The following is a 24,452-nucleotide window of genomic DNA, read 5'->3' as shown; positions in this document are numbered from 1 at the left end:
CGCTCAGCTCGCGGCCCGGGCGGTCGTGTCCAGGGTGTAGCGGCGCTGCAGCAGCAGCGCGGCGAGCATCGCCGCCGCGGGCAGCAGCCCGAAGCCGTAGCGGACCGCCGCGAGCGCCGCGTCCGGCTGCACCGGCGACTCGCCCGCCGACGACGCCACGAAACCACCCACGGCCAGGCACAGCGCGTACGCGTAGGGGCCGAGGGCCGCGCCGGTGGCCTCGGTGGCCGTCCACACCCCGGTGTAGGTGCCCGCGCCGGTCGCGCCGGCCGCGCGGATCACGTCGGGCAGCATCGAGAACGGCAGCAGCTGCATGCCGGCGAACGCCACCCCGAGCACCGCCACTGCCGCCACCAGCACCGGCAGGCCCGCCGGGCGACCCACCGCCAGCACCAGCGACCCGGCCGCGAACGCGCCCTGCGCGCCGAGCAGCGCCCGCTGCTTGCCGACACGGCGGGCCAGCAGCAGCCAACCGGGAGTGACCAGCAGCGCCGGCGCGACGAACGCGGCCACCAGCACCGTGGTCAGGCCGGGAGCGCGCAGCTCGTACTCGGCGTAGTAGGGCACCCCGGCCAGGACCAGATGGGTGGTCGTGGACATGGCCAGGTAGGCGGCGACCAGCCAGCGGAACTGCGCGTCGCGCAGGGCGGTGCGCAACGCCCGCCACCCGCCGTGCCCCGCCGTCGTGGTGCTCGCCGCGGCCCCGCGCAGCCGGGCGATGCCGGCCACGCCGACGAGCATGGCGGCCAGCATCCCGACGGCCAGGACCACGCCCATGCGCTGGTAGCCGCCGCGGGTCGCGGCATCGCCGCCGGTCAGCAGCGGGGCCAGCAGCCCGGAGGCCAGGATCCCGAGGGTCAGCACGACCATCCGGAACGCCATCAGGCGGGTGCGTTCGTCGTAGCCGATGCGCAGGTCGGCCGGGGTGGCCAGGTAGGGGACCTGGTAGGCGGCGAAGAGCAGGTTGCCGGCGACGAAGAACACGGCCACCCACGCGGCGGCCGGCACGCCGGTCAGGCCGCCGGGCACGGCGAAGAGCGCCGCGAACGCGACCGGCAGGGCGCAGCCGAGCAGCAGTAGCCGTCGCCGGTCGCCCCGGCGGGCCTGCGCGACGTCGGCGCGGTGCCCGACCCAGGGGTGCAGCAGCACGTCGGCGATCTTCGGCAGCAGCAGCGCGAGGCCGGCCAGCCACGGCCCGACGGCCAGCACGTCGGTGAGGAAATAGAGCAGCAGCAGGCCGGGCACGGTCACCCAGACGCCCATGCCGAGCGAGCCGGCCGCGAAGCCGGCCAGGGGGCCGCGGGGCAGTGTCGCGTCGGTGGCGGCCGCGGGCCGCCGGTCGAGCCCGGTCATCGCCGCATCCCCTCCGCAATCCAACAGTTGCTGGATTCTAGGGGCAGAATGGCGGCCATGACCATGCCCCGACGCCGTCCGGGTCGGCCCCGGCGCGACGAGACCCGACCGACCCGCGAGGTGGTGCTCACCGCCGCCACCGCGCTGTTCGCCGAGCGCGGCTTCGACGCCGTCGGGCTGCGGGAGGTCGCCGCCGCCGCCGGGGTGGACGTCGCCACGGTCGCCCACCACACGGGTACGAAGGCCGCCCTGTACGAGGCGTGCTTCGCGCGGGTGTTCGCCGTCGAGCGGGAGGTCCTCACCGAGGCCGCCGCGCGGGCCCGCGCGGCCCTCGAATCCGGTCCGGACGTGGTGCGGCGGGCGTTGCACGACCTGGTGGACGCGTTCGTGGACTTCCTCGAGGACCACCCGGAGACCACCGCGCTGTGGCTGCGGCGCTGGCTGGAGCCGCAGCGGCACGCCGAGCTGGACCAGCGCTACTCCGAGCCGCTCTATCGGTTGGTGGCGGAGCTGCTGACCGCCGCGGCGTCCGCCGGCGCGCTGGCCGAGCCGGCCCCGCACATCACCGTGCGCAGCCTGGTCTGGGCGACGCACGGGCACGTCGTGGCGCTGGCCGCGGGCGCGCCGGGCGCCCGGGAACGGCGCGAGTACCGGGCGTTCGTGCACCGCCTCCTGGACGGGCTCTACGGACCACCGGGCCCTTGACGGGCCGCCGCCACCCGACGATTATCCATCGGACGTTGGATTAATTGGGGGCAGCGATGCAGGCACCACCCAGGGTTGCGGTGATCGGCGCCGGCGCCGCCGGGCTCGCCGCCGTCAAGGCACTGCGCGACGCGGCCGTCGCGGTGGTCTGCTTCGAGGCCACCGACCAGGTCGGCGGCCTCTGGGTGTACGGGGCGCCCGACTCGCCCGCGTACCGCACGCTGCACCTGAACACCAGCCGCGGCCGCACCGAGTTCGCCGACCGGCCCGTCCGGCCCGCCGACTGGCCCGACTACCCGGACCACACGCGGGTCGCCGGCTACCTGGCCGACTACGCCGACCGGTTCGGGCTGCACGACGCCATCCGCCTGCGGCACACGGTCGAGCGGGTCACCCGGCGACCCGACGGCACGTGGACGGTCGCCGCCAGCGGGCCGGACGGGCCGGTCGAGGTCACCGTCGAGGCCGTGGTCGTCGCCAACGGCCACAACCGGGCGCCCCGGCTGCCCGACCCGGCGTACCCCGGCGCCAGCACGGCCGAGCAGCTGCACAGCCACGACTACCGGGGCCCCGAGCAGCTGACCGGGAAACGCGTCCTGGTCGTCGGCGGTGGCAACTCGGCGATGGACATCGCGGTCGACGCCTCGTACGCCGCCGAGCGGACCCTGCTGTCGCTGCGCCGGGGCGTCTGGGTGGTGCCCAAGTACCTGCTGGGCCGCCCGTCGGACACCCTCAACGGCGCGCTGGCCCGCCGGCTGCCGTGGCGGCTGCGCCAGCGCATCAGCCAGACGATGCTCACCGCCACCGTCGGCAGCCCCGCCCGCTACGGGCTCCCCGCGCCCACGCACGGCTTCCTGCAGGACCATCCGACGCTCTCCGACGGGCTGCTGTCCCGGCTGACCCACGGCGACGTCGAGGCCCGCCCCGGCGTCGCCGCCCTCGACGGCGATCGGGTCGAGTTCACCGACGGCCGCGTCGACGAGGTCGACCTGATCGTCTGGTGCACCGGGTACCGGGTGGAGATCGGGTTTCTCGACCCCGAGCTGCTCGGCGGCGGCGCCGACACCCTGGCGCTGTACCGGCACGTGTTCCACCCCGAGGCCCCCGGCCTGATGTTCGTCGGGCTGATGCAGTCCACCGGCTCCGCGTTCCCCCTGGTCGAGGCGCAGGCCAAGCTGATCGCCGCGCAGCTCGCCGGCCGGTACGCGCTGCCCGACCCGGCCCGGCAACGGGCCTCCTGCCGGGCCGAGCTGCGGGCGGCGACGGCCCGCTGGGGGCAACGCCGCCCGGCGATGCGGGTGGACTTCGACGCCTACCTGGCCGAGCTGACCCGGGAGCTGGCCTCGGGCGCCCGCCGCGCCCACCCGACCGGAGCCGGCCGGTGACGGGCCTGACCGGCCGGCGGGTCCTGATCACCGGCGCGAGCGGCACCTTCGGCCGGCACCTCGGCGCCGCGCTGCACGCCGCCGGCGCCCGGGTGGTCGGGCTCGACCTGCGCGCGGGAGGCGACGACGACCTGCCGGTGCTCGGCTGCGACCTGACCGACCCGGCCGCCGTCCCCGCCGCGGTGCACGCGGCCGTCGAACGGCTCGGCGGGCTCGACCTGCTGATCAACAACGCCGGGGTCGGTGGACCCGCCCCGGCCGAGCTGCCACCCGACGAGGTGGTCCGCCAGCAGTTGGAGGTCAACCTGCTCGCCGCGTGGCGCACCACCGCCGCCGCGCTGTCCCCGCTGCTCGCCGCGCGCGGCCGGGTGATCTTCGTGGCCAGCCGGATGGCGGTGCTGCCGCTGCCGCTCGCCGCCGCGTACGGGGTCAGCAAGCGGGCCCTCGTCGCGTACGCCGACGCGCTGCGCCACGAGGTGGGCACCCACGTCGGGGTGAGCGTCGTCTACCCGAGCATGGTGGCCTCGCCGATCCACGACAGCACCGCCGAGGCCGGACTGTCCCTGCGGGGAGTGTCCCGCCCGGAGCCCGTCGAGGGTGTCGTCGCGGCGATCCTGCGCGCCGCCACCGCCCGGCGGGCGCCCCGGGACGTGGCGACCACCCGACGCGGGCGGCTGGAGATGGCCGTCGGCCGGCACGCGCCCGCGCTGGCCGACCGGCTGGTACGCCGTACCCTCGCCGCCCGGCTCGCCGCCGGCGACCTGGACGCCGCGCCGCTGGCCGCCGGGATGCTGCGCCGCCACCGGGGGCGGTGACCGCCAGGTCAGGGCGTGGCAACCGCGGCGCGGGACCGGTCGGCGGCGATGCGCACGGCCAGCGCCGCGAGGGCCGTCCCGGTCACCCAGCGCTGCACCCGCAGCCACACCGGCCGGCGGGCGAAGAAACCGGCCAGAGCGCCGGCGCTGAGCACGATCAGCGCGTTGACGCTCAGCGCGACGGTGATCTGGGTCAGGCCCAGCAGCAGGCTCTGCGCCGCCACGTGCCCCCGCGCCGGGTCGATGAACTGGGGCAGCAGCGACACGTACAGGATGGCGATCTTCGGGTTGAGCAGGTTGGTGACCAGGCCCATGGTGAACAGCCGCCGTGGCGGGTCCGGTGGCAGGGGCGCGGGCGTGAACGGTGACCCGCCGCCCGGGCGCAGCGTGCGCCACGCCAGCCACAGCAGGTAGCCGGCGCCGGCCAGCTTCACCACCGCGTACAGCGTCGGAACCAGGACGAACACGGCGGCCAGGCCAGCGACCGCGGTGGCCAGGTAGACGCCGAACCCGGCGGCCACCCCGAGCAGCGAGATCAGCCCGGCGCGGCGGCCCTGCGCCACCGAGCGGGAGACCAGGTAGACCATGTTCGGGCCGGGCGTGAGCACCAGCCCCAGCGCCACCAGCGCGATACCCAGCAGCGCACCCGTGCCGATCATGACGTTGCCCCCGTTCGCCGCCGCCTGGAGCAGAACCTAGGCCGACCGACGACCCCGGCCCAGGACCACCTGTCCGATGGTGGCCTGCGAATCGGTCGCGCGGGCGCAAACCACCTCGCGGGAATGGTCACGCGCCTGGACGCGCTGACCTGTGGCACGTGTGTCGCCGCGAGCCCGAGGCGGCGCGTTACGGTGGCCAGGGGAGGTGCCGCAGGGTGACCGAGGCGTGGGACGCGGCCGTGGAGGCGCAGATCCGGGGAGCCGTGCAACGCGGCGAGTTCGACAACCTGCCCGGCATGGGCAAGCCGATCCCCGGGCGTGGAATGCCGTACGACGAGTCGTGGTGGATCAAGAGTTTCCTGGAGCGCGAGAAGCTGCCCAGCGACCTGCTGCTGCCCACCCCGCTGCAACTGCGCCGGCGCATCGAGCAGGTCCCCGACGAGGTCCGTGACCTGCCCACCGAGCAGTCCGTGCGGGACTTCGTGGGACAGCTCAACACGCAGATCGTCGCCTGGCTGCGCAACCCCGAGGGGCCTCGGGTGGCCGTGCGGCCGGTGAACGCCGACGAGGTCGTCCGTCGCTGGCGTGCCGAGCGCGCCGGACCCGCGGCAACGGTCACCGCCACCGACCCGGCGACCGTCACCGAGCCGGTCGTCGCGCCGGCCCGCCGAGCCCGCCGGCGCTGGTGGCTGCGCTGGCGCCGCCGGGGCTGAGAACGGATCAGTCCACCGCCGCGCGCCACGTCCAGGACGTACGCCGTGCCCGACCGGGCAGCTCACCGCGACCGGTCATCCACAGCAGCACGTCCGGCTCGGCGCCGGCCGGGGCGTCCGGGAAGAGGCGCCGCAGCACCAGCGCGCTCAGTCGCGGCGACGGCCGCCACGGCACACCGAGACCGAGGGTGATGTCGTGGGTGTGCAGCAACGTCTCGGCCACCCCCATCGCGGCGAAGCCGGACGGGTCGCAGGGGCCGAAGTGCCAGGCCCGCGCGTCCGGTGCGGCGGCGTCGACGGCGACGGCGAGCAGCCCGGCGCAGGCGCGCGCCACGTCGAGCACCCGCGCCGGGTCCGCGGTGGGGGAGACCCGCAGGTCGTACGGCAGGTAGGCGTCCTGCGCGAGGCCGGTGACCTGGCCGGCGTACGCGAGCAGGTCGTGCGCGATGTGTGCCGCGGTGGTCCAGCAGCTCCACGTCAGGGTGCCGGCGGGCACCGACCAGTCGCGTTCGCGGTGCGGCGTCAGCGCCCGCGTCATCTCGTCGGCCGCCTCCCGCAGGTCGGCGCCGGTCACCGTGGACACCCGTGGCCCCGGTGGCCAGCACCGTGAAAGGTCGATGCGTGCAAGAATCCATCCTCGCAATCGGGGGAGGCGAACAGGATGTTGCCCAGCCTGGTGGTGGACACGACGGTACTGCCGCCGCCGGAACGGTTCGAGTTCTGGTACGCCCTGGTCGCCCAGGAGACGGCGCCCGTGCACATCACCAGCGCACGGCTGGACGACTTCGTCGCGTACGCCCAGGCCATCGACCTCGGCCGGATCCGGTTGGCCTCGCTGCGGTACCCCTCGCTGCACGCCACCCGTCCCGCGGGACTGGCCCGCCGAACCGAGACGGACATCTACCAGTTCACGCTGCCACTGACGGGTCGCAGCACCCTGATCCAGGACCGCACCGAGACCACGCTCGTCGCCGCCAGCCACTTCACCCTGCTGGACACCGCGCGCCCGCACATCGCCCAGCACCGGGTGGACGACCCCGGTCTCGCCACGACGATCACCGTGCAGATCCCCTACGCGGCGCTGCCGTTGCCGCCGGACCGACTCCGCCGTCTGCTGGCCACGCCGATGCCGGCACACCTCGGCGTCGGCGGACTGCTGGTCCAGCATCTGCGGAGCATCGCGTCGCACCCGGAGCAGTACGAGCCCAACCAGGCCGAGATGCTGGGCGGCGTGGCGCTGGACCTGCTCACCGCGACGCTCGCCCAACGCCTCGACATCGAGGGCGCCCTGTCGCCGGAGGCACGGCACACCGCGTTACGCGCCCGCGTCATCGACTTCGTCGACCGCCACCTCGACAACGCCGAACTCAGCCCCCGTACCGTCGCCGCGGCCCACCACATTTCCCTGCGGTCCCTGCACCGTCTGTTCGAAGGCGAGGCGACAACGCCAGCCGAACTCATACGGGCCAAGCGTCTGGAGCGGTGCCGACGCGACCTGTGCAATCCGCTGTACGGACGGCAGCCGGTCCACCTCATCGCCGCCCGGTGGGGTTTCGCGGACAAGGCCCACTTCAGCCGCCTCTTCCGTGCCCGCTACGGACGTTCACCGCAGGCGTACCGGGCGGCCGTCGCACCGCGGGACTGATGACCCACCCGTCGTCTGCTGGCGGACCGCTATCGCCGCCGGTGGTCGGTCGGGTCGTCCGCGACGAAGTCACGTACGGCGGCGCGGATCATTTCGCCGTACGGGTCATCCGGTAGCTGCGCCAGGTGCGCGCGGGCCCCGGCGAGGTACTCCCGGGCCGGGTCGGCGTTGCCGAGTCGCCGGTGGCAGTCGGCCAGGTTGAGGTACAGCGACGGCAGGAACGCCCGCACCCGCAGCGAGGGAAGATGCCGCTGGGCGCGTTCGTCGGTCAGCCCGGACACGGCGGCCAGGGCGCGTTCGTCCCAGCGCAGTTCCGCATCGACGGTGTCCTGAAGGTCGGCGAGGTGATGGGCCAGGGTGCAGCGGTGCAGGGCGTCACCGGAGGAGCCGATCTCGTCCCACAGCGTGGTGAGCAGCTCACGGGCCCGAGCGGGTGCGCCGGTCTGGCCGAGCTGCACTGCCTCGATGATGCGGGTCATGATCGGATCGGGTGCCGGCTGGTCGTTCACGTCGCCGATGCTCGGGCCTCGACCGGGTCGAGGGTCAAGCGGACGGCGGCGCCGGTTCAAAGAACTGGACGCGATCATGTACGGGCTTGTAGCTTGCAGGTGACCGCGACACCGCCCGAGGAGGTGAGACCCATGAACGCTGGTTCGCTGTGGGTGCTCCCCCTGCCGTCACGGTTGGGCGACTGACGTAGACGTCGCCGGGAGCGCCTCTCACAACAAGGCACTCCCGAAAGGCCACTCCTGTGCCCTCCACGCACGTCACCGCCGAACCCCCGTCGACCGACACGGGCCGGTGCGAACCCATCGTGAACGACGCCTCCGAACCCTCATCGCCGAGCCCTACTTTCGATGTGATCATCGCCGGCTGTGGGCCGACGGGTGCGATGCTCGCCGCCGAGCTGCGCCTGCACGACGTGCGGGTCCTCGTCCTGGAGAAGGAGACCGAACCGGCCTCGGCCGTCCGCATCGTCGGCCTGCACATCCGCAGTCTCGAAGTGATGGCGATGCGTGGGTTGTTGGACCGCATGCTCGAGCATGGACGCAAGCGTCCGGCCGCCGGCTTCTTCGCCGCCATCAACAAGCCCGCTCCCACCGGGCTGGACTCCCCGTACGCCTATCTGCTGGGCATACGGCAGCCGGTCATCGAACGTCTGCTCGCACAACACGCGACCGATCAGGGCGCGCAGGTCCAGCGCGGGCGGGGGGTCACCGGTCTCGCGCAGGACGACGACGGTGTGACAGTCGAGCTGTCGGACGGGGAACGGCTGCGCGCGCGGTACCTCGTCGGCTGCGACGGCGGACGCAGCGCGGTGCGCAAACTCCTCGGCGTCGGCTTCCCCGGCGAGCCGTCGCGGAACGAGACGCTGATGGGCGAGATGGAAGCGGGCGTGCCACCGGAGGAGATCGCCTCCACGGTGGCAGCTATCGGCGGGACGCAGCACCGATTCTGGGTCCGTCCCGCCGGCGTGGGCGTCTACAGCGTCGTCGTCCCGGCCGCAGGTGTCAGCGATCGCGCGGTACCACCCGCCATCGAGGACTTCCGGCAACAGCTACGAGCGATCGTCGGAACCGACTTCGGCGTGCACTCCCCGCGCTGGATGTCCCGCTTCGGCGACGCCACGCGACTCGCCGAGCGGTACCGGGTTGGGCGGGTCCTGCTGGCCGGCGACGCGGCACACATCCACCCACCCATCGGTGGGCAGGGCCTCAACCTGGGACTGCAGGACGCGGTCAACCTCGGCTGGAAACTGGCCGCACAGATCCGCGGTTGGGCGCCGGAAACCCTGCTGGACACCTACCAGGCCGAACGTCATCCGGTCGCCGCCGACGTGCTGGACAACACCCGCGCCCAGACGGAACTCCTGTCCAGCGAACCGGGCGCGCGGGCCGTACGCCGGCTGCTCACCGAGCTGATGGACTTCGACGAGGTGAACCGCCATCTCCTGGAGAAGATCACCGGAACCGGCATCCGCTACGACGTGGGCGAGGGCCCCGACCTGCTCGGTCGCCGGCTGCCCGACGTCGACGTGCGACAGGGCAACCTCTACGGTCTGCTGCATCGCGGCCGTGGCCTTCTGGTGGACCGCACTGGTCGACTGACCGTCGGCGGCTGGTCGGATCGCGTCGATCACCTCGCGGACCCGACCGCGGACCTGGACGTGCCGGGTGTGCTGATGCGCCCAGACGGTCACGTCGCCTGGATCGGCGACGACCAGCAGGACCTGGACGACCACCTGTCGCGCTGGTTCGGCGAGCCCGCCCACTGACGCGCGATCGCCGCCCAGCTGCCGGCCCCTGCCCACAGCTGTTGCTCAAAGACGCGGACGGCCTTGTCCAGATCTTCCGGGTCGGCAGCGATGGACCCCGCGAGCTCGGCACCAGCCGTCGAACAGAGCGAGAAGGCGCCCGATCGCGTGGCTTCGACGTCGGTCAGGTCCAGGTCCGCGTGCCAGTCCAGGCGTGACCGAGTCACACCGCGTCGACGATGCGCATCATGATCGGGTCGGGTGTCGGTCGGTCGGTGTCGTCCATGCTGCCGATGTCGGGCCTCGACCCGGTCGTGGGCCAGTTCCCCGGTTGAGTGCCACACCCAGCACCTGCTCCGCCGAGAAGTATCCGACGGTCCGGGAGTCGACGCTCACCTCGCGGTTGTCGCCGAGCAGCACCAGCCGTCCCCGTGGGACGGCCTGTTCCGGTACGCCGCGCAGCACCGGGCACTGGTCGCGGGGCACCGGGTCGCCGGCCACCGCCGCTACCCGCTTGATCAGCCACTCACCGCCGTCAAGGACGTCGTCGGCCTGGCCCGTCGCGGCGGGTATCCATCGGCGCACCACGACGACCTGCCCGACTGTGGGGCTCGACGTGCGCCGTACCAGCACCAGGTCGCCGTCGCGGTAGCTGGGCCACATGCTGTGTCCGCGTACTGTCACCGCCACCAGCCGACGTCCGAGCAGCGCGGCGACGGCCGACCGTACGGCGGCGACGGTCGCCGCGGCGGCACAGAGCAGCGCGAGAACCGGCGCCTGCAAGGCGAGAGCCAGCAACGCCAGGGCACCCAGGACCGCGAGGGGGCGTCGGGGCAGCGCGCGGCGAGCGGTTGAGGTGTCGAGAGCCGTCACAGTTGTGGTCATTCCGCCAGGGCGGCCGGACGGTCGCCCGCCTCCTTCCGCGCCTCGGTCCGATACCCACTTGCCTGCAGGGTGAACAGGCGGGCGTACTCCCCGTCGGCGGCGAGCAGGCCGTGGTGCTCGCCCGCCTCCACCACCCGACCCTGCGACAGCACGATGATCCGGTCGGCGTCACGTACGCTGCCGAGCCGGTGCGAGATGAGCAGGCTCGTTCGCCCCGCGCGGTACCTGCGCAGCGACAGGTGGATCTCGTGCTCCGCCTCAGCGTCGAGACCCGCCGAGGGCTCGTCGAGAATCATGAAGTCCTGCTTGTCGCGCAGGAGCGCGCGGGCCAGCGCGACCCGCTGCCACTGCCCGCCGGAGAGCAGTACCCCGGCCGACGGGTCGCCGTCCTCCTCGGTCTGCGCGAAGAACCGCCGGGACAGCAGAGTCTCGTATCCGTGGGGCAGTCGCGTGAGGGTGTCGTCGATCCCGGCTCGCACGGCGGCGGACCGGATGCGCGCCGGGTCGTCGAGGGCGGTCAGGTCGCCCAAGCCGATGTTCTCGGCTGCGCTGAGGTCGTACTCCATGTAGTCCTGAAAGACGGCGCCGATGCGTCGGCGCAGCTCGCGGGGGTCAACATCGCGGATGTCGACGCCGTCCCAGAGTATCGTCCCGCGGACCGGGTCGTAGAAGCGGCAGAGGAGTTTGACCAGGGTGGACTTGCCGGCGCCGTTGCGCCCGACCACCGCGACCGTGTCGCCGCGCCGGATCCGCAGGGTGATTCCCCGCAGAACCCAGGGGTGCTGGTCGGAGTAGCGGAACCAGACGTCGCGCAGCTCGATGCCGTCGCGAAGTGGCGGCAGTGGGCGGGGCGCGGTGGCGACGGGCAGGTCGGGCGGGGCCGTGGTCACCGCGAGGTAGTGGTCGAACATCAGCAGCGCGTGGTGGGTACGGGCCAGGTCGCCGGCGAGCACGGCCAGGGATCCCTGGGTTCCGGCGACGGCCGCGACAAAGATAGTGACGTCGCCGACGGTGATCTGTCCCCTGCGCGCGGCGGTGACCGCCCACAGCAGTCCCGCCCCCGCCACGACGGCGGCAAGCAGGCCGAGGCCGCCCTGGACGAGCGCTTCGCGTCGGTCGACCGTGCGTCTCGCCCGGTTGGCGGTACGGCGGTCGGAAAGCATCCGGGAGAGCAGGAACGCCCCGGTGCCGAACAGCCGGATCTCCTTGACCGCGTCGAGGCTGGACAGCAGGTTGCCGTAGAAGAGTTCGCGCCGCTCGGCCGGGCCGATCGCCTGATAGACCTCGGCGCGGCGGCGGGCGAGTTTGAGTTCGGCAAGTACGGTCGGGGCCGCTGCGACCAGCACCAGGGCTGCCATGACCGGGCTGAGCAGCAGCAGTGAGCCGAGGAAGCCGAGGATGGTGACGACGGCCCGGGCGATGCCCAGTGCCCCGTCCACGACCTGACTCGGCGTGGTGCCACCGGCCTGCTGGGCCAGCCGGAGTCGGTCGAGAAAACGCGGGTCCTCGAACCGGCGCATGCCGACGAAGCGGTCCACTGCGGCGTAGAGGCGCGCGTGGGCCAGCAGTCCGACCTCCCGTGCGAGTTCGGTCCGCAGGTACTCTGTCAGCTGCGGCACGGCGCCCGCGACGAGTCCGACTCCGGCCAGGGCGACGCCGAGCTCGACGAGCCGGCCCGGAGCGGCGCCGGCGGCGATCCCGTCGAGTAGGAGCTTCGTCAGCCAGGCGGCCGTGACGGGGAGGCCACCCGCGACCAGGCTGAGAAGGACGAAGCCGGTGAGGGCGCCCGCAGCGGCGTTCCCGGTGAGCCGAACGGACTCGGTGGCCCTGCGTATCGTCTGTCGCGAGCCGTCCGAGGGCTCCGTTGCCGTGACGCCGGACGGTGCCGGTGGCTGCGCGGTCATGCCGGTACCGGCAGTGGCGGTCGAAGGTCGACCCGATCGGCCGTGATGGCGAGTTGCCCTTGCCCGTCGCGCCCGATCCGCAGCAGGGTGGGAAAGGCGGTGGTATTGAAGGCCGCGGCGACCGGGCCGAGCGGATCCTCCACTACCACCCGCGCCACCGAGGCGAGGACCGCCACGTACTCCCGCGCCTCCTGCGGGGCGCCGACGATGACGGCGAGTACGGCGTCCCGGCCGGCGGGTACCGATCGGGCGTGTGTCGCGAACCTCGGCAGTTCCCGTTCGCAGGGTTCGCAGCCGGGGGTGAAGAAGGCTACGACGGTGCCGTCGGGCAGCGTGTCACCGCTGACCGGTTCGCCGTGCACGGTCGTGGTGCGAAAGTCACCGACCGTCTCTCCGACCCGGCTCTGCGCCGGGTCGGTGGTCGCGCGTCCCGGGTCGGTGAGCAGGTCGCTGTGCTCGCGCAGCCGCCGCAGCACTCCGAGAGTGAGTACGAGGTCGAGGACGCAGAGCAGTCCGACGAGTACGACCGCCGCGATCAGGAAGGGCATGACATCTCCTCGTGGAGTCACCGCTGCCGAGACGCGGAGGGAGGCGTCCCGGCGGGTAGTGGACGGAACAGGACCAGAATGTCGTCGAGCGCGCTGATCAGGACGGCCATCACCAGGCCAGCGAACGCCGCGGTGACCAGGCCGACCATCTCGCCGGCCGCCGCCGCCGACACGCCCGCCAGTCCGATACCGCAGGCGAGCAGCAGCCCGGTGTTTCGGGCGAGGTGCGCCACGCCGAGCGGCTGGCGGGCCGCGCCGAAACAGTGACATCGCATGCGCCGCCCACGCCGTAGCGTCGCTGCGATCACGGTGCTGAATGCCGCCAGCAGCACACCGGCCAGGACGAATCCCGCTTGCTGGGCGGGTCGTGCCGGGACGGCCAGCAGGAGGCAGGTGCCGGTCTCCGCCGCGATGACCAGGAGCGCGGCTGGGCGGATCGACCCGGACGGCAGGACCTGCATGGCTCGCAGAGAGGCGGTGAAATCCCGCAACGCCGTCCGCCCGATCAGCTTGCCCAGGGCCGCGAGCAGGAAGGTCGCCCCGATCAGGCAACGAAGGGTCATGGTCAGGTACGGCTCGATCTCGGACACGTCGGACTCCCGGTCGTCGGGCGGCGGGGCCGCCGGGCCACGTTCCCCCGTCACGTCACGTTCCGATGTGGACGTGGCCCGGCGGCAGGTCGGTCAGCAGCCGCAGGCGAGGTACTGCCAGGCGGTCGCGCTGCCGTCGTCGCAGACGATCCGGTACTGACGCCAGCGGTGGCCGGTGGCGTTGCAGCCACTGGTCCCGGTGACGCAGCGGGTCTGCTGGTAGCAGGCCGACGCCGTCGCCGACGCCTCGATCTTCGGGACGAACAGCCCCAGCAGACCGCCGCCCAGGGTTTCGAGTTTCTTGAACACGGCACGCTCCTCGCATCCGGTGGAGGCGCTTGTCGCCTCCGTGCATCCACCCTCTCGGGGGGCGGTGGAAGCCACGTGGAAGCGGCGTGCAACCCCGCCGCCACTCATCGTCATGGACCGATACAATCGGAACGCCTCATGCGTCGGGGGGAACGGAATGGGACACTTGTGGGTCGCTGTGCTCGGTCCACTCGATGTCGAACGCGGCGGCACATCCCTCCGTCTCGGCCCCCGGCAGGTGGAACTCCTCTCCGTACTCGTCATCGAACTGGGCCGCCCAGTGCTGGCCCGTCGCCTCGTCGACCTTCTCTGGGGCCCCACCCCCAGCGACAGCGCCGCGGCGACGTTACGCAGCCACGTCTCGCACCTTCGACGGGCGCTCGCGGTCGGTGCGCCCTCTCTCGCGCCAGCCTCGACCATCAGCACGGTCGGCAGCGGCCCTGGCCTCTCGTACCGGTTGGACCTGCCCCCCGACTGCCTCGACGCCCACCACTTTGAGAAGGAGACCGCGCAGGCGCGACGCCTGCTCGACAGCGGCGACCCAGCCCAGTTTCCGCATGCCGCGGACCTCTTCGGCACCGCGCTGGCCCGCTGGCGCGGGCCGGCCTTCGCCGACGTCGCGGACCGGCCGTTCGTGCTGCCCGAGGTGGCACGCCTCGACGCGCTGCGCCGCACGGCCCGGCACGGACACGCCGAGGCGCTGATCACCCTCGGACGGCATGCCGCAGTGGTCGGTGATCTCACCGGCGCGCTCCAGGAGGACCCCTACGACGAGGGCATGCGCTGCCTGCTCGCCCTAGCCCTCTACACCGGCCAGCGGGTCGACGAGGCGGCCGAGACCTGCCGCCGCGGCATCGCCCTGCTGCGGGAACGGGGCATGGATGCCCCGCAGCTCGATCGGCTGCACGGCGCGATCCTGCGCCGCGAGCACCTGTCGCCGGCGTCGCTGTCATCGGTGCTCCTCCGGTCCGTACCGAAGGTGCTGCCGCCGGACCTCCTGCCGCCGGACCCGCCGCACTTCGTCGGCCGGGCCGCCGAACTCGCCCACGCCCGGCGGCTCTGCACGTCAACAGGCCAGCGCCAGATCGTTCTGGTGACCGGGCCGGCCGGCGTGGGCAAGACCAGCTTCGCAGTCCGGCTGGCGCACCTGCTCGCCCGAGACTTCCCGGACGGCTGCCTGTACGTGAATCTGCGCGGCTTCGATCCTGGCGACGCGGCGATGACCAGCGATGAGGCGGTACGCCTCTTCCTCGACGCGTTACAGCTGCCTGCGGAGCAGGTCCCGGCGACAGCCGAGACCCGGGCCGGCCGCTACCGGGCACTGCTGTCGGAGCGGCGGATGCTGGTCGTGCTCGACAACGCCCGCGACGTCGACCAGGTACGCCCCCTGCTGCCGGGCGGCTCGCAGTGCGCGGTGCTGATGACCAGCCGACAACAGATGCCAGGCCTGGTGGCGGTCGAGGGCGCCCGTCCGGTCACCCTCGATCTGCTCACTGTCGCCGAAGCCCGCGAACTGCTCGCGAACCGGTTGCGCGACGGCCGCGTGGAGGCCGAGCCGAGGCCGGTGGCCGGGATCGTCGAGCGGTGCTCCCGACTGCCGTTGGCCCTGGCAATAGTGGCGGCACGTGCGGCAGTCCATCCCGGGTTCCCGCTCGCGGCCCTGGCCCGGGAACTCGCCGCGTCGCAGGGCAGCCTGGACGGCTTCGCGGGCGGGGACCCGGCCACCGACCTGCGGTCGGTCTTCTCCTGGTCGTGCCGCGCGCTGAGCGAACCAGCGGGGCGACTCTTCCGCCTGCTCGGCCTGCATCCTGGGCCGGACATCTCGATACCGGCCGCCGCCAGTCTCGCTGCTCTGCCCGCACGGGAGGTGCGCGTCGCTCTCGGGGAGCTGGCTCGGGCGCAACTCGTCATAGAGCGGGCGCCGGGTAGGTACACCTGCCACGATCTGCTGCGGGCGTACGCGGCGGAGATGGTTGCCGCGGAACCCGAGCAGGAACGCCGCGCCGCCCTGCACCGGATCGTCGACCACTACCTGCGCAGTGCCCGTGCCGCCGACGGACGACTGTCCCCACTCCGTGACCCGATCATGGCGCCACCGCCGCAAACGGACGTGGTACCGGAGGAGCCGGCCGACAACGCGCAGGCGTTGACCTGGTTCGCCGCGGAGCACCGCGTGCTCACCCGGATGGTCGAGCTCGCCGCCCGGCACGGCTTCGAGCGACACACCTGGCAGTTGGCGTGGGCGCTGACCACCTTCCTGGGCCGCCGCGGCTATTGGGATGACCTGATCGCCGTCCAGAACCGGGCGTTGGCCGCTGCCGAACGCCACGGAGACCGGGCTGCCATGGCCCAGGCGCATCGGGACATCGTCGCCGCATTCTCCGAGACCGCCCGGTTCGAGGCGGCTCGTCAGCACCTGGAGTCCGCCCTGATCCTGCTGATCGACCTCGCCGACCGGGTCGGCCAGGCGCACACCCTGCTGACGCTGAGCTGGGTGTGCGAGAGGGAGGGCGACCAGGCAGCCGCGTTGCGCCATGACGAGCAGGCGCTGCGGCTCTTCCGCGCCGCCGGGCACGAGACTGGCGAGGCCAGGGCGCTCAACGCGGTCGGTTGGGACTACGCCGTGCTCGGCGAATACCAGGAGGCGGCCCGCTACTGCCAGCGGGCACTGACCAAGCAACGTCGACTCGGCGACCGCACCGGCGAGGCGAACAGCTGGGACACCCTCGGCTACGCCCACCACCATCTCGGCCACTACCGCCGGGCGGCACGCTGTTACCGCCGGGCGCTGGCCCTCAACCGCGAACTTGGACACCGGTACAACGAGGCCGAGACGCTGCAGCATCTTGGCGACACCTATCGAGTCAGCGGAAACCCCGACGCCGCGCGCGAGTGCTGGCTGCCCGCTTTGCAGATCCTGACCGAGATCGGGCACCCGGACGCCGAACAGCTCCGCGAGAGGCTCGTCGCGACTCACGAGCACCCAGAACACGGATCAGCGACGGTGGCCGGCTGCACCCGCTGACGGAACGCCGAACTCTGGCTCGTCGACACCGTTGGTCACCACTCGAGACCTTTGCCTGACACGTGGCGCAGTAGGGGACACCGCCTTCTCGAATTATTGAGTTACCGGCAACAGTAATCCGTTAATTAGCTACGACAAAATGGTGCATATCACGCATGCATCATAATGACAGTTCTTGTGCGTAAGGCAGCAGGATGGTGTAAGCCCAGCCATGGCACACCACTGTCCTGGCTCAAGGCATCTGATGCGGGTCGGGACAGTTGATGCCTTGGATCAGTAGACGCGATGCCGCTCAAGGAATCTGGTGCGCTTGCGGCGCTTCTGCGTGGCCTACCTGTGCAGCCGCTTCGGCTTCGACCGAGCGTGCGGGCCACGGTTGCAGATAGTCGACGGCCGCTACAGCGGCGAGGTCGCCGAGCAGTTCGACGAGCACGCCAAGCGCGATTTCGCCGTCCGGGTGGCCGCCGAGTTGGGCGTCGACCTCCGGCATTGCGCGGCCATCGGCGACGGGCGATCGGATGTGCCGCTGTTCGGCGTGGTCGGCTGTGCCATCGCGTTCAACGCAACCCCCGAAGCTCGTGCCGCCGCCAGCGCAACGGTCAACGGCCCTGACCTCTACGCCGTCGTGCCCGGCCTGAGCGCCTGGCTGGAGACCATCGCCTTGCCCGTTAACTGACAAACGCTGGGAGAAGCGTCCTCCCGGAACTTGCGCGCCCGGAGCCCTGCTTGCTTGTGGTTTTCGGGGTCGCGGCTGTGCATGTCGACGCAGTGCAGTACGCGCAGCGGGCAGCTACCGAGGCGTGGATCGGCTGCGAGGATCATGCCTTCTGCGGCGGGTCTGTTGGGGCGCCATGCACAGCAAACCGACCAGATGTGGTCTCTCGCGCGGCCACCAACGCGATCGTCTGCTGCTCGACGGAGTACCACCGCCTCGGCGTGGCCGGTCTCTGTTCCTCTTTCACCCGCAGGGCTGAGGGCGTCCGTGGGTCGCGGCGGTGTCAGGTTGGGACGTACGCCGAGCGGGCCTGAGCCACCTCGGCGGCCTGGCGTTCGCGCCAGCGGCGCTGGCTGTCCCGGTTGCAGGCGCGGCACGTGCGGCGGTACCGGCCCGTCGACTCGTCGAGTTCGCGCTCGTGCCCGTTGCGGCAGGTCGGCGTCTGCGCTCTGGTACGGCAGTTGTCCGCGTGGCTGACCTGCCGCAGATGGGTGGGCTCGACGCAGTCCTTCGCGGGGCAGAGGTGGTCGACCTCCAGGTCGGGGTCGTACCCGCCGACGAAGACGGCGTACGCCGCGATGTGGGCCCAGGCGCGGCCGGCGACCTTCTGGTAGACGCCGCGTTGTGAGCCGTAGCCGCGGATGATCAGGCAGCCGTCGGCCTGCCGGACCGAACGCTGCAGCAGATACTCACGCAGACTGTCCTCGGTGAAGTGTCGGGACAGACCGTTGACCCCGCTGAGCACGCCGTCACCCTATCCGGGAAGACGGGCCGCCTGCTCGGGCAGGTCCACGTCGGTGTCATCGGCGATGTCGGCGCAGGGGACCAGCCGTACCGCCTCGTCCCGGGCCCGCAGGTAGTCCCGCGCGCCCCGGTCGCCGGTGGCCGCCTCGGCCGCGCCGGCCCAGTGCTGTCGGCCGAGCAGCACCGGATGCCCGCGCCGACCGTCCGCGTAGGTGGCCACGGCGAGGGAGTCGGCGGTGGCGTCGCGGGCGACACGGCGTACCGCCTCGGGGGTGAGGCCGGGCATGTCGACCAGGGTGACCACGACCGCCACGGCCGGGCTGGCCGTCAGGGCGGACAGCCCGGCCCGCAGGGACGAGCCCATGCCCGTTGCCCAATCGTCGTTGAGCACCACGCCGGGCAGTCGCGTCCGGGAGCGGACCTGGTCGGCCTGCGCGCCGAGTACCACCACGACCGGTTGGCAGTCGGCGGCGGTGAGGATCGCCGCGGCGTGGTCCACCAGGAGTCGCCCCCGGTAGGGCAGGAGGGCCTTCGGCATGCCGAGTCGACGCCCGGCGCCGGCCGCGAGGAGCAGTCCCGCCGTCACCATGGGCCGAGCGTAGTCAGCCGTGCGCCCCTCGGCGTCGGATCGGGATGAGCTTCAGGGGGTGAACCGGTCGGCCGGGACCGCTAGCATGCATCTCGTATCTGCTGTCACGTATTTACGGTGAGGTGCCGGATGACACCGGACGAGACGTCGGCGTGGCAACGACTCTGCCCCCTGTCGATGGCCCAGGTCGACCCGCTGCCGGCCATCGCCCGTCACCTCGATCACCCCGACACCGCCCGCCGGCTCGCGGCGGCCGACGCAGGGCGCACACCACCGGACGACGTCCTGGCCGAGCTGCGGGAGATCGGCGTCGCCGCCGTGTACGACCCCGAGAGCGCCACCGCCGTCCACGTCAACGCCCTCAACGCGCAGGCCGCGCGGCACAGCGGGAGCCTCGCCATCACGCTCGGGGTCAACGCGCTGGCCCTGTTGCCGGTCTGCATCGCCGGCACACCGGAGCAGCGTGACCGGGCCGGCGCGGTGCTGCGCGGCGGTGGCGCCGCCGCCATGCTGCTCACCGAGCTGGAGCACGGCAGCAACCTGGCCCGCACCGGTACCCGCGCCGACGCGGTCGACGGCGGGTACCGGCTGACCGGGGAGAAGCAACTGATCAACGGTGGCAGCCGGCACGACCTGCTGGTCACCCTGGCCCGACTTGCCGACACCGACCGCTTCGGCCTGTTCCTCGCCGAACGCGACGACACGGTGACGGCCCTGTCCCGGTGGCGGACGCTGCCCGCCGTTGCCGCCGACATCTCCGGCGTACGGTTCGCCGGCACCCCGGCCCAGCCGATCGGCGCGCCGGGGGACGGGCTGACCATTCTGCAACTGACCCTGGCGCTGTCACGCGGCGGCATCGGCTCACTCGCCTCCGGCGCCGCCAGCGGCGCGCTCGCCCAGGCCGTGCGGTATGCCCGCGAGCGCGACGTCTACGGCGAACCGATCGTGCACCTCGGCGCGATCGCCGAACACCTCGTTCGGGCGGCGGCCCTCGACGTGCTGGTCGCGGCGACCGCCGTGAAGGCCACCTTCCTCATCAACGCGCTCGGGCCGGCCGCCGCGTACGCCGCCGCGGTGGCCAAGTACGCCTGCTGCGAGCTGGCCGAGCAGGCCGTCACCGAGGGCCGCGCGGTGCTGGGGTCGCGTGCCCTCGTCGAGGAGTTCGGGTACGCGGCGCGGGTCCGTGACGTGCTGCTCTACGGCGTGTTCGACGGCACCCGCCACATCCTGCTGGACCAGTTGCAGTGGCGCTTGGAACGCTTCGCCGCCGGCTCCGACCGCTCCGGTGACGGCTATCCGGTGCTGGCCGAGGCGTACTCCCGGACACCGCAACCGCTGGTGCGGGCCGCGCGGCTGCGGCTGCGGCCGTACGCCCCGCGTCCGGCGGCCCGCGCCGCGACGCTCGCCGAGCGGACCGGTCGTCCGGCGGTGGCCGCGCTCGGCGCGCTTCTCACCCGCCTGGTCGACCTGGTCGGGCAGGCCCGCCGCGACGGGCGATGGGCGGCCGACCAGGCCTGGCGGTTCGCCGCCGCCGGCGTCCTCGCCGAGGCCGAGGCGCTGCTCGCCGCCGTCGAGCTGATCGACCCCGAGTGCCGTGCCGTCGCCGGCCTGCCCGGGCGGGCAGGCGCGCGGGACGAGGCGGCGCTGGGCTACGCGCTGGGCTGGCGCGGCGCCGACCTCGCCACCCGCGTCGAGGTGCTCGCCGCCGACCTGTGCGCCGACCGCCCGGCCGAGGAGGCACACGGTCATCGGGATCTGGTCGTCGCGTTCGCGGGCGAGCTGGCGCCGGCCCGTGCCGCGCTGCGCCACTGGCTGACATCGCCACCCGCCGACCCGGCCGGGCGGGCGACGACGGACGCGCTCGCAGGACCACCGACACCAGACGGACCCGACGGCGACGGCGTGACCGGCAGATCCGCGACGGCGGACCGGCTCGGCGTCGGGATGCGGTGATGGCGCGTCAGGGCGCGTCACCGGAGCGGCGGCTGCGGGTGGCGGGACAGGAAGCATCGCCGGACCGCCGGCTGCGGGTGGCGGTCGACGTCGCCGGCGCGGATCTCGGGCCGGAGCCAGTCGTCGCCGGCGCGCTGGCCGCGGCCGCCACCGTGGACATCGCGCTGGTCGGCCCGCAGGCGCTCATCCGCCCGCTGCTGCCCGCCGGTGTCGCGCCGGCAGGCGTACGACTGGTGCACGCCCCGGACGTGGTCGGCATGGGTGAGGATCCGGTGGCCGCGACGTACGCCAAGCGGCGCTCCTCGCTCCTGGTCGCCGCCGGAGAGGTGGCGGCGGGTCGGGCGGATGCCATGGTGACCCCGGGCAACACCGGCGCGGCGGTGCTCGCGGCCGCCGTCCGGCTGGGTCGGGTGCCGGGGGTGAGCAACCCGGCCCTGGCGACGGTGCTGCCGGTGCCGGGCGCCGGTCCGACCGTGCTGCTGGACATCGGCGCGACGGCGGCGGCCGTACCGGAGTGGCTTGTCGAGTTCGCGGTGCTGGGCGCGGAGTACGCGCGCGGGCGGCTGGGGCTGGCCCGGCCGCGGATCGGCCTGCTGTCCAACGGGCACGAGGCGGTCAAGGGCGGGCCGGTCCGCCGCGACGCGCACCTCCTGCTGGCCACGATGCCCGGTTACAGCGGTCAGATCGAGGCGTACGACGTGCTCGGAGGCCGGGTCGACGTGGCGGTGACCGACGGGTTCACCGGCGACGTGGCGTTGAAGATGTACGAGCGGACGTTGGACGCCACCGTCGGCCTGGCGCTGGACGCGGTGCGGGCGTTCTCACCGATCGGGGCGCTGGCGCGCGAGCGGCGGCGGCGGGTGACCCGGGCGGTGCGCGACGGTCTCGCGGCCGAGCCGGGGGGAGCGCTGCTCGGCGTACGCGGTGTGTGCGTGATCTGCCACGGAACGGCCACCGCCGTCGACGTCGAGGCCAGCGTGCGCATCGCCGGGGAATGCGTCCGCTCGGGTGTGGTCGAGCGGATCGCCGCCGCCTTCGCGGCCTCGTCGCGCCAGCGACTACGCAGCCGGCGCAGCCCTGTCGACGGGTGAGTTATCCGTTCTCGTATCTGGCTTTACACAGACAAGCGTTGATATGGTTCCGGCATTCCTGGCATGAGGGTGGTGCGATGTCACAACAGTTGATCCAGGTCAGCGATCTGCGCCGGTCGTTCGGCGCGACGGCGGCGGTCGACGGGGTGAGCTTCGAGGTGGCCGCGGGCGAGGTGGTCGGCCTGCTCGGGCCCAACGGCGCGGGAAAGACCACCACGATCCACTGTCTCACCACGCTGCTGAAGCCGGATTCCGGCACGGCCCGCGTCGCCGGCTTCGACGTCGTCGCCCAGGGCGCCGAGGTGCGCCGCAGCATCGCGGTCACCGGCCAGTTCGCGGCCCTCGACGAGCTGCTGACCGGCCGGGAGAACCTGGTGCTGTTCGGCCGGCTGCTCGGGCTGGGCCGGCAGGCGGCTGCCGCCCGCGCGGACGCGCTGGTCGACCGCTTCGACCTGGGCGAGGTGGCGGGCAAGGCGGTGCGCACCTACTCCGGTGGCCTGCGCCGCCGCCTCGACCTGGCCGCGAGCCTGGTGGTCGACCGACCCGTGCTGATCCTCGACGAGCCGACCACCGGCCTGGACCCGCGCAGCCGGCGGGCCCTGTGGGAGGTCGTGCGGGAGCTGCGCGACGGCGGCACGGCCGTGCTGCTCACCACGCAGTACCTGGAGGAGGCCGACCAGTTGGCCGGGCGGGTCCTGCTCATCGACCACGGCCGGGTCGCTGCCGAGGGCACCCCCGACCAGCTCAAGCGTCAGCTCGGCGGCGCGGTCTGCGAAGTGCGCATCGAGGACCCGCGGGCCCGGGCGGTCGCGGCCGGGCAGCTACGGGCGGCGTTCGAGGGGCTCACCGAGGACGAGGACGTGCTACGGCTGGCCGCCGGCTCCGGCACGCTGACCGAGGTGGTGCGGCGGCTGGAGTCGGCGGGTGTGGAGGCCGACGACGTCACCGTGCGGCGGCCCACCCTGGACGAGGTGTTCCTCTCCCTGACCGGGTCCGACGACACCGAGAAGGCGGACGTGGCGGGAGCCGGCCGGTGAGCACCACGACGGCGGTGGCGGCCAGCGGGCCGCGGCAGTTCGCCGTCCTGGCCGCCCGCAACCTGCGGCAGGCCCGCGCGGGCCGGTCGGTCGGCCTGACCGTCGTGTTCCCGCTGACGTTCTTCGCCGGATTCATGGTCGTCTTCCAGCGGCTGATGTCCGACTACGGGATCGCGTACGAGCAGTTCCTACCGCCCGCGATCGTCGTGCAGACCACCGCCCTGGTCGCCATGTCGGCCTGCTACCTGATCGCCGGCGACGCCCGCAGCGGCCTGATCGCCCGGTACCGGACGCTGCCGATGAGCGCTGTCGTGGTGCCGGCGGCCCGACTCGTGGTGGACGCGGCCCGCGCCGCCGTCGCGGTGGCGGTGATCCTCGTCGCCGCGGTGCTTGTCGGTTTCCGGTTCACCGCCGGGGCGGCCCGCGCTGCGGGCTTCGTCGCGTTGGCGGTCGGCTTCGCGGTGGTGCTCGCGGCGGGCTGCGCGGCCCTGGGGCTGGGCGCCCGCGACCCCGAGCAGGTGTACTCGGCGCTGACCCTGCCGTACCTGGTGCTCACCACGGTCTCCACCGCCTTCGTCCCGGTCGACGCGTTTCCGGGTTGGCTGCAACCGGTGGTCGAGGTGTCACCGTTCTCCGCCCAGGTCGACGCGTTGCGCGCGCTGTCCACCGAGGGCGCCGACGAGAGGGTGTGGCCGGCGCTCGTCTGGCTGCTGGTCCTGGGGCTGCTGTTCGGCGCGGCCGCGGCACGTTCGTTTCGGAGGAGCCGATGAGTACCGTCACGCAGGCATCGCTGTTCGCCGGGCGTAACCTTCGCCGCTTCTTCCGGGCGCCGCCCGCGCTGGTCTACGCGTTCGCGTTCCCGGTGCTGCTCCTGCTCACCCAGTACGCGGTCTTCGGCCGGATCGTCGGTGACGGCGACCGGCAGCACTACCTGGAGCGGTTGGCCCCGCTGGTGGTGCTGTCCACCGCCGCGTTCGGATCGCCGTCGAGCGCCGTCGGTTTCCTGCGCGACCTGCGCGGCGGGCTGGTCGACCGGCTGCGCACCATGCCGGTGGCGCCGGGGGCGCTGCTGGCCGGTCGGCTCGTCGGTGACGTGCTGCGCATCGTCGGCATCGGAGCGCTCACCACGGGCGTGGCGATGCTGCTGGGTTTCCGGTTCCGGGAGGGGCCGCTGGCCGTCGTCGGCTTCTTCGCGGTGATCGCGCTGTTCGGCCTGCTGTGGGCGGCGATCGCGTTGTGGCGGGGCTCCGGTCCCGGTGACGAGGAGTCGCTGCCGCCGTCGCTGACCGGCCCGGCGACCCTGCTGTTCATCTTCTCCTCGGGGTTCGTTCCGGTGTCGGCGTTCCCCTCGGTGGCGCAGCCCGTGGTGCGGGCCAACCCGTTCTCGGTCGCCACGCAGGCGCTGGTCGGCCTGTCCAGCGGCGGGCCGGTGTTGTGGCCGGTGCTGCAGACCCTCGCGTGGGTGCTCGGGTTGGGCGGGGTCTGCCTTCTGGTGGCGGTACGCCGGTTCGGCCGCCGCGCCGACGGCTGAGC

At 73.0% G+C, this 24,452-nt stretch carries 24 protein-coding genes; 13 read left to right on the top strand and 11 right to left on the bottom strand.

Annotation, left to right across the window (positions count from 1 at the left end; translation table 11 throughout):
- Positions 1-3 precede the first annotated feature (3 nt).
- Complete coding sequence (locus ACGGAQ_RS20280) at positions 4-1,353, bottom strand: MFS transporter (protein ID WP_393051430.1); 1,350 nt, start codon at positions 1,351-1,353, stop codon at positions 4-6.
- Positions 1,354-1,410: 57 nt separating this feature from the next.
- On the opposite strand from ACGGAQ_RS20280, the gene ACGGAQ_RS20275 reads away from it, so the two are divergent.
- Genes ACGGAQ_RS20275 through ACGGAQ_RS20265 form a run of 3 tightly spaced genes read left to right on the top strand, consistent with a single transcriptional unit; the run spans position 1,411 to position 4,258 of the window.
- Positions 1,411-2,058, top strand: a complete 648-nt coding sequence (locus tag ACGGAQ_RS20275) for a TetR/AcrR family transcriptional regulator (RefSeq protein WP_393051428.1) — start codon at positions 1,411-1,413, stop codon at positions 2,056-2,058.
- A gap of 56 nt (positions 2,059-2,114) precedes the next feature.
- Positions 2,115-3,443 (top strand): flavin-containing monooxygenase, encoded by a 1,329-nt coding sequence (locus ACGGAQ_RS20270; RefSeq protein ID WP_393051426.1) that lies wholly within the window; start codon positions 2,115-2,117, stop codon positions 3,441-3,443.
- Positions 3,440-4,258 carry an SDR family NAD(P)-dependent oxidoreductase gene (locus ACGGAQ_RS20265; RefSeq protein ID WP_393051424.1) on the top strand — a complete coding sequence of 273 codons (819 nt, stop codon included), beginning with the start codon at positions 3,440-3,442 and terminating at the stop codon, positions 4,256-4,258. The genes ACGGAQ_RS20270 and ACGGAQ_RS20265 overlap by 4 nt, the downstream gene beginning before the upstream one ends.
- Before the next feature lie 8 nt (positions 4,259-4,266).
- Here the strand turns inward: ACGGAQ_RS20265 and ACGGAQ_RS20260 are convergent, their stop codons facing one another.
- Positions 4,267-4,917: a LysE family translocator gene (locus tag ACGGAQ_RS20260; protein ID WP_354862818.1), complete on the bottom strand. Its 651-nt coding sequence runs from the start codon at positions 4,915-4,917 to the stop codon at positions 4,267-4,269.
- A gap of 215 nt (positions 4,918-5,132) precedes the next feature.
- Between ACGGAQ_RS20260 and ACGGAQ_RS20255 the strand changes: the two genes are divergently transcribed.
- Complete coding sequence (locus ACGGAQ_RS20255) at positions 5,133-5,630, top strand: DUF1992 domain-containing protein (RefSeq protein WP_393051421.1); 498 nt, start codon at positions 5,133-5,135, stop codon at positions 5,628-5,630.
- A 7-nt stretch (positions 5,631-5,637) separates the two neighbouring features.
- Here ACGGAQ_RS20255 and ACGGAQ_RS20250 read toward each other — a convergent pair whose 3' ends face one another.
- Positions 5,638-6,204: a maleylpyruvate isomerase N-terminal domain-containing protein gene (locus ACGGAQ_RS20250; protein ID WP_393051419.1), complete on the bottom strand. Its 567-nt coding sequence runs from the start codon at positions 6,202-6,204 to the stop codon at positions 5,638-5,640.
- 87 nt (positions 6,205-6,291) lie between these two features.
- Between ACGGAQ_RS20250 and ACGGAQ_RS20245 the strand changes: the two genes are divergently transcribed.
- A complete protein-coding gene (locus ACGGAQ_RS20245; protein ID WP_393051417.1) occupies positions 6,292-7,275 on the top strand; it encodes a helix-turn-helix domain-containing protein in 984 nt (327 codons plus the stop codon).
- A 29-nt stretch (positions 7,276-7,304) separates the two neighbouring features.
- Here ACGGAQ_RS20245 and ACGGAQ_RS20240 read toward each other — a convergent pair whose 3' ends face one another.
- Entirely contained in the window at positions 7,305-7,754 is a 450-nt protein-coding gene (locus tag ACGGAQ_RS20240; RefSeq protein ID WP_393051616.1) for a hypothetical protein, read from the bottom strand.
- 335 nt (positions 7,755-8,089) lie between these two features.
- Between ACGGAQ_RS20240 and rox the strand changes: the two genes are divergently transcribed.
- Positions 8,090-9,550, top strand: a complete 1,461-nt coding sequence (rox, locus tag ACGGAQ_RS20235; protein WP_393051415.1) for a rifampin monooxygenase — start codon at positions 8,090-8,092, stop codon at positions 9,548-9,550.
- Positions 9,551-9,775: 225 nt separating this feature from the next.
- On the opposite strand, the gene ACGGAQ_RS20230 is transcribed toward rox, so the two are convergent.
- The 5 genes from ACGGAQ_RS20230 to ACGGAQ_RS20210 are packed head-to-tail and all read right to left on the bottom strand — an operon-like array spanning position 9,776 to position 13,765.
- Complete coding sequence (locus ACGGAQ_RS20230) at positions 9,776-10,414, bottom strand: S26 family signal peptidase (RefSeq protein WP_393051413.1); 639 nt, start codon at positions 10,412-10,414, stop codon at positions 9,776-9,778.
- The gene (locus tag ACGGAQ_RS20225; protein ID WP_393051411.1) at positions 10,411-12,318 is read right to left on the bottom strand and encodes an ABC transporter ATP-binding protein; all 1,908 of its coding nucleotides are present in this window, start codon (positions 12,316-12,318) and stop codon (positions 10,411-10,413) included. The genes ACGGAQ_RS20230 and ACGGAQ_RS20225 overlap by 4 nt, the downstream gene beginning before the upstream one ends.
- Positions 12,315-12,866: a TlpA disulfide reductase family protein gene (locus tag ACGGAQ_RS20220; RefSeq protein ID WP_393051409.1), complete on the bottom strand. Its 552-nt coding sequence runs from the start codon at positions 12,864-12,866 to the stop codon at positions 12,315-12,317. Before ACGGAQ_RS20220 ends, ACGGAQ_RS20225 begins: the two co-directional genes overlap by 4 nt.
- 17 nt (positions 12,867-12,883) lie before the next feature.
- Entirely contained in the window at positions 12,884-13,510 is a 627-nt protein-coding gene (locus ACGGAQ_RS20215) for a MauE/DoxX family redox-associated membrane protein (RefSeq protein ID WP_393051407.1), read from the bottom strand.
- Between the two features lie 39 nt (positions 13,511-13,549).
- The gene (locus ACGGAQ_RS20210) at positions 13,550-13,765 is read right to left on the bottom strand and encodes a hypothetical protein (protein WP_393051405.1); all 216 of its coding nucleotides are present in this window, start codon (positions 13,763-13,765) and stop codon (positions 13,550-13,552) included.
- 112 nt (positions 13,766-13,877) lie between these two features.
- Here ACGGAQ_RS20210 and ACGGAQ_RS20205 point away from each other — a divergent pair, with 112 nt between their 5' ends.
- Together ACGGAQ_RS20205 and ACGGAQ_RS20200 are read left to right on the top strand one after the other, a co-directional pair.
- The gene (locus tag ACGGAQ_RS20205; protein WP_393051403.1) at positions 13,878-16,790 is read left to right on the top strand and encodes a BTAD domain-containing putative transcriptional regulator; all 2,913 of its coding nucleotides are present in this window, start codon (positions 13,878-13,880) and stop codon (positions 16,788-16,790) included.
- Positions 16,791-17,094: 304 nt separating this feature from the next.
- Positions 17,095-17,466, top strand: coding sequence for an HAD family hydrolase (locus ACGGAQ_RS20200; RefSeq protein ID WP_393051401.1), 372 nt, complete (start codon positions 17,095-17,097; stop codon positions 17,464-17,466).
- Between the two features lie 322 nt (positions 17,467-17,788).
- Here the strand turns inward: ACGGAQ_RS20200 and ACGGAQ_RS20195 are convergent, their stop codons facing one another.
- Positions 17,789-18,250, bottom strand: coding sequence for an HNH endonuclease (locus ACGGAQ_RS20195; RefSeq protein WP_393051399.1), 462 nt, complete (start codon positions 18,248-18,250; stop codon positions 17,789-17,791).
- 9 nt (positions 18,251-18,259) lie between these two features.
- Positions 18,260-18,838, bottom strand: a complete 579-nt coding sequence (locus ACGGAQ_RS20190) for an NTP transferase domain-containing protein (RefSeq protein WP_393051397.1) — start codon at positions 18,836-18,838, stop codon at positions 18,260-18,262.
- 129 nt (positions 18,839-18,967) lie between these two features.
- Between ACGGAQ_RS20190 and ACGGAQ_RS20185 the strand changes: the two genes are divergently transcribed.
- From ACGGAQ_RS20185 to ACGGAQ_RS20165, 5 genes are all read left to right on the top strand, one after another.
- Positions 18,968-20,791, top strand: coding sequence for an acyl-CoA dehydrogenase family protein (locus ACGGAQ_RS20185; protein WP_393051396.1), 1,824 nt, complete (start codon positions 18,968-18,970; stop codon positions 20,789-20,791).
- On the top strand, positions 20,791-21,882 hold the full coding sequence (locus ACGGAQ_RS20180; RefSeq protein WP_393051395.1) for a phosphate acyltransferase PlsX: 1,092 nt from the start codon (positions 20,791-20,793) through the stop codon (positions 21,880-21,882). The genes ACGGAQ_RS20185 and ACGGAQ_RS20180 overlap by 1 nt, the downstream gene beginning before the upstream one ends.
- 77 nt (positions 21,883-21,959) lie before the next feature.
- Positions 21,960-22,919 (top strand): ATP-binding cassette domain-containing protein, encoded by a 960-nt coding sequence (locus ACGGAQ_RS20175; RefSeq protein WP_393051394.1) that lies wholly within the window; start codon positions 21,960-21,962, stop codon positions 22,917-22,919.
- Complete coding sequence (locus tag ACGGAQ_RS20170; protein ID WP_393051393.1) at positions 22,916-23,689, top strand: ABC transporter permease; 774 nt, start codon at positions 22,916-22,918, stop codon at positions 23,687-23,689. Before ACGGAQ_RS20175 ends, ACGGAQ_RS20170 begins: the two co-directional genes overlap by 4 nt.
- Entirely contained in the window at positions 23,686-24,450 is a 765-nt protein-coding gene (locus ACGGAQ_RS20165; RefSeq protein ID WP_393051391.1) for an ABC transporter permease, read from the top strand. The genes ACGGAQ_RS20170 and ACGGAQ_RS20165 overlap by 4 nt, the downstream gene beginning before the upstream one ends.
- The last annotated feature ends 2 nt before the right edge of the window (positions 24,451-24,452 follow it).

Origin of the sequence: Micromonospora sp. NPDC047557 (assembly GCF_043205095.1) — a bacterium.
Taxonomy (GTDB): Bacteria; Actinomycetota; Actinomycetes; order Mycobacteriales; family Micromonosporaceae; genus Micromonospora.
This window is presented reverse-complemented; position numbering and strand designations above follow the sequence as displayed.

Excerpts from the sequence above, each read along its gene's own strand:
- ACGGAQ_RS20190 (WP_393051397.1), bottom strand. The coding sequence starts at position 18,838 with ATGGTGACGGCGGGACTGCTCCTCGCGGCCGGCGCCGGGCGTCGACTC.
- ACGGAQ_RS20185 (WP_393051396.1), top strand. The coding sequence starts at position 18,968 with ATGACACCGGACGAGACGTCGGCGTGGCAACGACTCTGCCCCCTGTCG.
- ACGGAQ_RS20245 (WP_393051417.1), top strand. The coding sequence starts at position 6,292 with ATGTTGCCCAGCCTGGTGGTGGACACGACGGTACTGCCGCCGCCGGAA.
- ACGGAQ_RS20280 (WP_393051430.1), bottom strand. The coding sequence starts at position 1,353 with ATGACCGGGCTCGACCGGCGGCCCGCGGCCGCCACCGACGCGACACTG.
- ACGGAQ_RS20270 (WP_393051426.1), top strand. The coding sequence starts at position 2,115 with ATGCAGGCACCACCCAGGGTTGCGGTGATCGGCGCCGGCGCCGCCGGG.
- ACGGAQ_RS20240 (WP_393051616.1), bottom strand. The coding sequence starts at position 7,754 with ATGACCCGCATCATCGAGGCAGTGCAGCTCGGCCAGACCGGCGCACCC.
- ACGGAQ_RS20230 (WP_393051413.1), bottom strand. The coding sequence starts at position 10,414 with ATGACCACAACTGTGACGGCTCTCGACACCTCAACCGCTCGCCGCGCG.
- ACGGAQ_RS20275 (WP_393051428.1), top strand. The coding sequence starts at position 1,411 with ATGACCATGCCCCGACGCCGTCCGGGTCGGCCCCGGCGCGACGAGACC.
- ACGGAQ_RS20165 (WP_393051391.1), top strand. The coding sequence starts at position 23,686 with ATGAGTACCGTCACGCAGGCATCGCTGTTCGCCGGGCGTAACCTTCGC.
- ACGGAQ_RS20175 (WP_393051394.1), top strand. The coding sequence starts at position 21,960 with ATGTCACAACAGTTGATCCAGGTCAGCGATCTGCGCCGGTCGTTCGGC.
- ACGGAQ_RS20205 (WP_393051403.1), top strand. The coding sequence starts at position 13,878 with ATGGACCGATACAATCGGAACGCCTCATGCGTCGGGGGGAACGGAATG.
- ACGGAQ_RS20225 (WP_393051411.1), bottom strand. The coding sequence starts at position 12,318 with ATGACCGCGCAGCCACCGGCACCGTCCGGCGTCACGGCAACGGAGCCC.
- ACGGAQ_RS20260 (WP_354862818.1), bottom strand. The coding sequence starts at position 4,917 with ATGATCGGCACGGGTGCGCTGCTGGGTATCGCGCTGGTGGCGCTGGGG.
- ACGGAQ_RS20180 (WP_393051395.1), top strand. The coding sequence starts at position 20,791 with ATGGCGCGTCAGGGCGCGTCACCGGAGCGGCGGCTGCGGGTGGCGGGA.
- ACGGAQ_RS20220 (WP_393051409.1), bottom strand. The coding sequence starts at position 12,866 with ATGCCCTTCCTGATCGCGGCGGTCGTACTCGTCGGACTGCTCTGCGTC.